The sequence below is a fragment of the Lacticaseibacillus boliensis genome, assembly GCF_054784775.1.
The window spans coordinates 1-7,872 of record NZ_BAAIHN010000060.1; the positions used below are offsets into that span (position 1 = coordinate 1).

Here is a 7,872-nt window from a genome sequence, read left to right on the forward strand (position 1 = left end):
TCGTAGTGACCAGCCTGGCCTCCGAGGCTCCAGAGACTTTGTTCAAGACCTATAGACAGCGGGGCAATGCTGAGAACCAAATTAAGGAGCTGAAATGCGGGTTTGGCTTTGACAAAACAGACAGCTCAACTTTTGCACGGAACACTGCACGAGCCTTGATCACCGGTATTGCCTATAACCTGGTTCAGCTCTTTAAACAGCTCTTTGTCTCGGAAGACCGTCGTTCAACCATCTCCTCGCTACGGTTCAGTCTCTTTCACATCGCCGGTAGGATTACTTGGCACGCCCGTCGTGTGGTGATTCATCTTGCTTCTAACTATGTTTACAAGAACTGGTTTAGTCGGCTCATGGACGAAGTCCATCAGTTGGCGACCTGAACTGAATAACTGAATAGGTCGTGCGTCGAGCCGAAAACTGGGTCGGTCTATTCGTGGTGCATCGATCACCAACTTCTCCGCTCAGTCAGTATTCGCAACGCTCCAAACGTTGCTTTCAGACCGGCCAGATGCGATTTCATGTCCCAAATACCGAGGTGAATAATCCAGGTTAAAGTGTGCTGCGAAGCCATCGGTCAAGGTAGCCCTAATGGTACTTTGACTAGCCTTACACGTAGCGTTGCACACCCGCGCAGCGACTACACTCCGATAAAAACTAAGCGGAAACTCCCTTTCTGCAGGGTTCCCCCAAGGCCTGAAGCAAGGGCAGCGCCGCGGTAGCAGTTTTTACTCACCTTAGATTAGGTGAGTTTTTTTGTTGCAGCGGCAAACGCCCTACACACATCAGATTGTTGTCTGATGTGTGTAAGGCGTTGGGGTGAATCACTTAGAAGTCATAGTCGCTTTCTTGCATCGATTCTGCGGTGCCCATGAGGTAGCCGGCACCGACTTGAGAGAAGAAATCGTGGTTGGCGGTTTCTGTGGAGATGCCGTTCATGACGATCGGGTCGATGTCTTCGATCGCGGCGTGCTCGAAGCGGGCAGGGAAGCCCATGTTCTGCAGGGACTTGTTGGCGTTATAGCGCACGAATTGTTTGACCTCATCGGCCAGCCCGATCGGCGCGTATAAGGCGTCGCTAAAGGCGAATTCGTTTTCGAGCAAGTCGTCGAGTAGGTCGTCCATCCAGGCTTTGAAGGTCTTCTTCTGGGCATCGGGGAGCTCGTTGAAGCCGAGTTGGAACTTGTAGCCGAGGTAGGTGCCGTGGACGGATTCATCGCGGATGACCAGCTTGATGATCTCCGAGAGGTTGGCGAGCTTGTTGTTGCCGCGGTACCACAGCGGGGTGAAGAAGTTGGTGTAATACAAGATCCCTTCTAGGAAAACGCTGGCGACCTTCTTCTCGATATTGTTACCGGTCTGGTAGATCTCATTGATCACACGCGCCTTGTATTGCATGCGCGGGTCGTTGTTCATCCAGTCATAGACGGCATTGATAGTTTTCTGGTCGTTCAAAGAGATCAGGATGGTGCCATAGCTTTTGGCGTGGATAGATTCCATCATCAAGAAGTCGTTGATGACGGCGGCTTCTTTGCGCGTGCGGGCGTCTTCGCGCATGACGTTGACGCCTTCTTCCGATTGCAAGGTGTCCAGCAGTGCCAGGCCACCGACGGCTTTGTTGATAACGTCTTTCTCGGTTGGAGAAAGTGTCCGCCATGTCGCGAGGTCGTGAGAAACTGGGACGCGGGTGTCTAGCCAGAACTGGGCGGTGGCTTTGTCCCATACATATTCATCGAATTCGTCTTCGATGGTGTTCCAATTAACGGTTGTGAATGTCATTGCTTACTTCCTTTTCTGCGTGTGGTGAGTGCGCTGGCGGATCAGAAATCGTAGTCTTCTTCCATCATCGCTTCCGTCGCGTCGACGTCGACTATCTGCTCATGGGCAACAGGCGTTAGCACGCGCTGGCGCGTTGTTTCGACTAACGCCGCGAGTGGCGTGTCGGCGACTTCACCTAGGGGCAAGTCTAACAATGAATTGGCGTGATGCAGGCCCAGCATCAGCGCGTCGTCATCGGCGTGCGGGTCAAGTGCTGTCGACCAGGTACGCTCCCATTCGGCCAGTGCTTGTTCTAGCGCCTGGATGGCGGCTGAAGCGGCGGTTTGTTCGGCGGCGGGTAATGCAGCGAGATTCTGGCGCCATTTGTAGCCTATATAGTTGACGAATATCAAGCTACCAGCCAAGATATTCGTCAGCATCCTAGCGACGTTCGGCAAGGTGGTGACGGCCAATACCGGCGCTAGGCGGTTGTACAGCAGCTCGGTTTCGATCAGGATGAAGGCGGCTTGACGGACCGGTGCAACCGGGCTTTGGATCGCGTCATCGAGCTTGGTCAGTGCCGCTTGCGTTGCCGCGTCGCTGTCTGCCCAAGCGAAGAATGATGCCGCATTGTCGTCTTCGCCTAATCCGCGAAAGATCGTGGTGTAGCCTTTGGTGTGGACAGACTCCATGAAGGTCATGATGTTGAGCACGGCTTCTTCTTGTTGCGTCCGGCGGCACGAGCGCAGCGCTGGTGCACAGCGCTCGGATTGATATGCCGCCAACAAGCTGGCAGACGCTAAGGCGCGGCCGATCTTGGTCTGCGTCGTGGGGTCCAGCGCGGCCCATGCCGCTTGGTCTTCGGTGATCGGGACGCGGATGTCGAGCCAGAAGTTGTTGGTGAGCTGTTCCCAGATCATCGCATCAAATTCGTCTTCAGTCTCGTCCCAGTTGATCGCTTTATAATATAGATATGCCATGTTTCTCCCTCGTGATGGTATCGTTCTTGTGTTGGTGGGCTATTGTGGGTTCGGCGAGTGGCGCGGCGCGGGTGCGGCTAGCTACGCTATCGTACTCGAGGCCAAGACCACCTCAAGTGCGACAGCTAGGCTACCCGACCCGCTAAGTGCGCGCCACTCCGCTCTGGGGTCAGATCATGCATGATTCGCATTCGTTGGCTGTCTTGATCTCGTCGTCTTCAGTGAACGTGCGGATGTAATACAGCGACTTGATGCCTTTTGTCCAGGCGTAATTGCGCAGGCGGTTGAGGTCGCGCGTCGTCATCTTAGGCTGCTCTGGGGTCTTCCATTCGTATAAGCCCACCGGCAGGACCGAGCGCATGAACAGCGTGAGGCTCATGCCTTGGTCGATATGCTTCTGGGCGGCGGCATAGGTGTCGATGATCTTACGCTGGTCGATGTCGTAGGCCGGCGTGTAGTATGGCAGCGTTTCGTTGGACAGGTAAGGTGCCGGATAGAAAATCGAGCCGACTTTGCTTTCTTGGCGTTGTTCGACCAGTTGGGTGATCGGTTGTAGCGATGCGCTAGTCTCGTTGATATAGGAGATCGAGCCGTTGGGTGCGACCGCCAGCCGGTTGCGGTGATACAGGCCGGTGGTGGTAACGGCCCGTTTCAAGGCTTGCCAGTCTGCGACAGTCGGGAGCCCTAGCTGAGCAAAAATGGCGCGGTTCTTCGCGCTGGTCAGCGTAAATTCGCCAGTCAGGTACTGATCGAAGTAACTACCGTCTGCGTATCGCGACTGCGCGAAGCCTTCGAAGCTTTCGCCGCGTTCTTGAGCGATGTGATTGGAAGCCAGCAAGGAGTAGTAGTTCAAGGCGATGAAGTACGCCTCGGTGAATTCGAGGGCCTCTGGTGACCCGTATTCGATCGCGTGGCACGCCAGCGCCGTATGTAGGCCCATGGCGCCGAGCCCGATCGTGTGGAAGCGGCGGTTAGAGGCGTTGACCGTCGGGACTTCTTTGATGTCGGTGGTATCGACCACCGTCGTCAAGGCGCGCACCGCAGTCTCTACGGAACGCCTGAAGTCTGGTGACGCCAACATGTTGACGATGTTGGTGGAGCCGAGGTTGCAGGCGACATCGGCGCCGACTTGAGCATAGGACAGATCATCGTTCAAGACGGAAGGCTCATGTGGCTGCAAGATCTCGCTACACAGGTTACTCATGATGATCTTGCCAGGCACCGGGTTGGTGCGGTTGGCCGTGTCGATGTTGAGGATATAAGGATAGCCAGATTCCTGTTGGAGGCGGGACAGCTCTTGCTCTAACTCGCGGGCGTTGATCGTGGTTTTGCGGATGGTAGGGTCGGCGACCAGGTTGTCGTATTCTGCGGTGAGGTCGATATAGGAGAAGGGCTTGTTGTATCGGCGTTGAACGTCACGCGGTGAGAACAGGTACATCGGGGCGTTGGTCTTGAGCAACTCGTAGTATTTGTCAGGCACGACGACGCCTAGCGATAGCGTCTTCACGCGGATCTTCTCGTCGGCATTCTCACGCTTGGTGGCCAGAAACGCCATGATGTCCGGATGGAAAACGTTCAGGTACACCACGCCGGCCCCGTTGCGTTGGCCGAGTTGGTTGGAATAGCTGAAAGCATCTTCCAGCAACTTCATGATCGGTACCACGCCAGAAGAAGCGTTCTCGATGTCTTTGATCGGTTCACCAGCCGCGCGGATGTTAGAGAGGTTGACGCCGACGCCACCGCCGATGCGTGACAGTTGCAAGGCGGAGTTGACGGCGCGGCCGATCGACAGCATCGAGTCGTTGACGTCGATCAAGAAACAAGACACCATCTGGCCGCGCCGCTTGCGTCCGGCATTGAGAAAGGTCGGCGTCGCCGGTTGATAGCGTTGGGTGATGATCTCTTCAGCGACCGCCGAAGCGAGTTGCTCGTCACCGGCGCCGAGGTATAGCGCATTGAAAACGACACGTTGGCTGAAGTTCTCGAGGTACTGGGTGCCATCATTGGTTTTCTGCGCGTATTGGGCATAGAACTTGTAGGCCCCCATGAAACTTCGAAAGTGAAACTGCTTGGCTGCGACACGATCGAATAAGGTCTTCACGAAGTCGCGGGTGTATTGGGCCAAGATGGTGTCGTCGATATAGTCGTTGTCGACGAGATAGGTCAGATAGTCATCGAGTGAGGCGAAGGGTACGGTATGCGGGGTGATCTCTTCGTCGAGGAACGTATGTAATGCCTCTTGGTCGTATTGGAGCTGGATCTGGCCATCAACAGGGATGTTGACCAGGTTGTTGAGATAGAAGTAGTCTTTCATGAAATATCCTTTCGTTGCGAAGCGTCGTCGTTGCCACTGTACTCAGGCTTCTGGGTTGGGCCAGGCGGCACTGGGCGTTGGTTGCGCATAGGCGAGCAGCATCTGCCCGATGCGAACGATTTCGTTTTCGCTACCGCGCAGCTCGAATTCAGTCAGGTAAGGGAAGCCGAAGCGCTGGGCGTATTGCTTGGCGGTCAAGGCGAACTGCTTGTTGAAGTTGCGGTTACCACTACCGATGATACCGACGCAGCGCTTATAGTTGTCGGCATAGACCAGATAGTCGGCCAAGATTCCAGTCAGGATCTCGGTGTAGCCGTTGTTGACCCCATTGCCGCCTTTGAGAAAAGCCGGTAGAAACGAGACGAATGGTGCGTCTAGGGGCTTCGGGTCTGGGGTGGCTTTGACGTTGATGGCGTGGACGCATACGTCTAATGTGGCTAAATGCTGGGTCAAGCGCTCGACGAAGTTAGTGGTGTTCCCGCTGAGGCTGATATACAATATATTGAGATGTTTCAATGAATTTCACCGCCAATGTCTATATGTTGTGGTTCGGTAATAATCATAGCACCGTATATAGTGCAATTTGAACAAGGAATCCTTGTGCGTTGATGTGGTGATCCTTGTGCTTTCGTGGCGCTCGGCTGACTTAGGGTAAAAAAACAGGCATGCCCCGTGATGGGCATGCCTGTTGGCTGTGGTTCAGTCGGTGTAATACATCACGGCAAAGGCGCCTTCGCCTGTGTGCGTGGCGATGACCGGCGATGTCGCCTGCACGACGATCGGCAGGGCTGGTAGCGCTTGGCGCAGACGCGTTGCCAACGACTGTGGATACTCGGCGCTGCCGGCGTATGAGATGCCGACGGCGGCGAGGCGGTCACATTGGGTGAGCTTGGTCAGCAAATCGTCGGCGAAGCGATGGATGGTTTTGATGCCGCGGCCTTTCTGGCGGACGCTGAGCTGGCCATCGACGACTTCTAAGATGACCTTGATGTTGAGCAGTGACCCGATAGCCCCTGCGGCGCGGCTGAGACGGCCGCCTTTGACGAGGTTGTCCAGCGTCGCGACGGCTAGCATCACCTTGGTCCGGGCGCGCACCACCGTCATCCGGGCGAGGAGTTCAGGCATAGCGGCCCCTTGTTCGATCAGCTTGGCGGCTTCGATCAGCTGGAAGCTCAAGGCCCGGTCGAGGAAGTCAGAATCGATCACCGTCACCTGCCCGTCGGCCAGCTCGGCGGCTTGGTGGGCGGCGTTGACCGTGCCAGACAAGGCCGCCAGCATGTGCACAGACAGCACCTCGCTACCGTCGGCGCATAGTTCGTTGTAGACGTCGAGGAAGCGGCCGATCGGCGGCTGCGAAGTCTTAGGCAATGCCGAAGCTTCCGCCATCTTAGCCATGAATTCGCCGCGGCTGATGGTTTCGCCATCGGTGTAGATGGTGTTGTCGATCATCACAGTGAGTGGGACGACGGTGATGTGATACTTGGCGATTTCTTCATCAGTCAGTTGCACAGAGGAGTCGGTCACGAGCTTGATATTCGTCATGGATATGCCTTCCTTCTGGTTTCCGGAACCAGCTGTCATCTTTATGGATATTGTATCATGTCGTAACGCTTTCGTACAGAGAGGAGGCGCTTCGTACAAAGGTCGCGTAGGGGATCTTGAATCGCTGATGTGGCGTGGTGCGCATCAAGTCATCGCGGGCCATCAGGTAATCTGGTAGTAACGCGATCCCCTGACCTGCTTGGATTAGGTGGATAATACTGTCCCATGAATCGATTTCTTGAACCTGTGACAAGTCTTGGTGGAGGTAGCGAAGCGTTTGTGCCCGAAACGGGCAGTGCTGGTCACTGTTGATCAGAAAACGGTGGGCCTCGAGTGGCCGGTTCGCGCTGATCAGAAACGAAGCAGGGAGGAATGCGCGTGCGATCTGCTGGTAGCCAGTGTGCGCGAAGTTCGCATAGGTGACGACCAGCTCAGCTGCGTCTTGCGGTAAATCAAGGAACTCTGTAGAAGTTAATAGTGCGAAGGTATCATGGGCTAGCGAGTATTCTCCTTGCTGGATGACGAGAAGATCAAAAAGCAACTTCGACATCGCGATACGTCTTTTGTGCACAGGGGCGTGCATTTGTTGCCGGATGTCATCGGTCAGTTGGGTCACCGTCTGGGCGTATGCATAGAACTGAGTACCGTTTTGCGTCGGGGTAAGGCCGCGATGATCTCGGGTAAATAAGCGCACCCCGAATTCAGATTCGATATGCTTGAGGCGCACCGTCATGTTCGATTGCGCGAAGCCCAGTGATTTAGCCGCTTGGTTAAGAGAGCGTAGTTGATATAGTCTGATGAATATCTCTAAGTCTTGCAGTTGCATAGCGCATCCTCTTATCACGATTTGCGATAACCTTATCATAAACTGATAATATGCGCCAATATCAACGGCGCGCATACTGGGGATCGTAAGTTAAATATACCTGGATTATTCATAGAATTTCAAAAAAGCAGCGCAATCCCACGGTTCACACGGGACTGCGCTGCTTTGGTGTTTCACCCATTGGGTGCGCCTATATGCTAAGGTTGAGTCAACGAAAACCATCACGAAAGCGAGGCTTCACACCATCTCAACTTTAACCAGCTTATCCCTGCAATGCAATACCAATGTGACTGTGACCGCCGACGACGGTCAACTTTCAAATGACGCCGGGCTCGTTTTGTTCCAAGAGTTTCTTCATCGTATCAACTTTAGGCAACTTGCCAATCAGTGCCTCAAGTTACCAGACCAACGACGATTCTGGAAGGCCTCGATGATCGACATCTTCTTGGAAAAATTGT

Annotated in this window: 7 protein-coding genes; 1 reads left to right on the top strand and 6 read right to left on the bottom strand. The window is 54.6% G+C overall.

Annotation, left to right across the window (positions count from 1 at the left end):
- On the top strand, positions 1 to 377 hold a 377-nt coding region (locus tag ACYVRB_RS13840), incomplete at its 5' end, for a transposase (RefSeq protein ID WP_461212776.1).
- A gap of 445 nt (positions 378 to 822) precedes the next feature.
- Here the strand turns inward: ACYVRB_RS13840 and nrdF are convergent.
- From nrdF to ACYVRB_RS13870, 6 genes are all read right to left on the bottom strand, one after another.
- The gene (gene nrdF, locus ACYVRB_RS13845) at positions 823 to 1,773 is read right to left on the bottom strand and encodes a class 1b ribonucleoside-diphosphate reductase subunit beta (protein WP_152164928.1); all 951 of its coding nucleotides are present in this window, start codon (positions 1,771 to 1,773) and stop codon (positions 823 to 825) included.
- A 41-nt stretch (positions 1,774 to 1,814) separates the two neighbouring features.
- Positions 1,815 to 2,732 carry a ribonucleotide-diphosphate reductase subunit beta gene (locus tag ACYVRB_RS13850; protein WP_125708908.1) on the bottom strand — a complete coding sequence of 306 codons (918 nt, stop codon included), beginning with the start codon at positions 2,730 to 2,732 and terminating at the stop codon, positions 1,815 to 1,817.
- Positions 2,733 to 2,901: 169 nt separating this feature from the next.
- Positions 2,902 to 5,046: a class 1b ribonucleoside-diphosphate reductase subunit alpha gene (gene nrdE / locus ACYVRB_RS13855; protein WP_125708910.1), complete on the bottom strand. Its 2,145-nt coding sequence runs from the start codon at positions 5,044 to 5,046 to the stop codon at positions 2,902 to 2,904.
- 42 nt (positions 5,047 to 5,088) lie between these two features.
- Positions 5,089 to 5,562, bottom strand: a complete 474-nt coding sequence (locus ACYVRB_RS13860) for a class Ib ribonucleoside-diphosphate reductase assembly flavoprotein NrdI (RefSeq protein ID WP_125708912.1) — start codon at positions 5,560 to 5,562, stop codon at positions 5,089 to 5,091.
- Positions 5,563 to 5,745: 183 nt separating this feature from the next.
- Positions 5,746 to 6,588 (bottom strand): DegV family protein, encoded by an 843-nt coding sequence (locus ACYVRB_RS13865; protein ID WP_125708914.1) that lies wholly within the window; start codon positions 6,586 to 6,588, stop codon positions 5,746 to 5,748.
- Between the two features lie 55 nt (positions 6,589 to 6,643).
- Entirely contained in the window at positions 6,644 to 7,414 is a 771-nt protein-coding gene (locus ACYVRB_RS13870; protein ID WP_164509913.1) for a LysR family transcriptional regulator, read from the bottom strand.
- Positions 7,415 to 7,872: the final 458 nt, after the last annotated feature.

Coding starts and splice junctions, on each gene's coding strand:
- nrdF (WP_152164928.1), bottom strand. CDS start 1,773: ATGACATTCACAACCGTTAATTGGAACACCATCGAAGACGAATTCGAT.
- ACYVRB_RS13850 (WP_125708908.1), bottom strand. CDS start 2,732: ATGGCATATCTATATTATAAAGCGATCAACTGGGACGAGACTGAAGAC.
- ACYVRB_RS13870 (WP_164509913.1), bottom strand. CDS start 7,414: ATGCAACTGCAAGACTTAGAGATATTCATCAGACTATATCAACTACGC.
- nrdE (WP_125708910.1), bottom strand. CDS start 5,046: ATGAAAGACTACTTCTATCTCAACAACCTGGTCAACATCCCTGTTGAT.
- ACYVRB_RS13865 (WP_125708914.1), bottom strand. CDS start 6,588: ATGACGAATATCAAGCTCGTGACCGACTCCTCTGTGCAACTGACTGAT.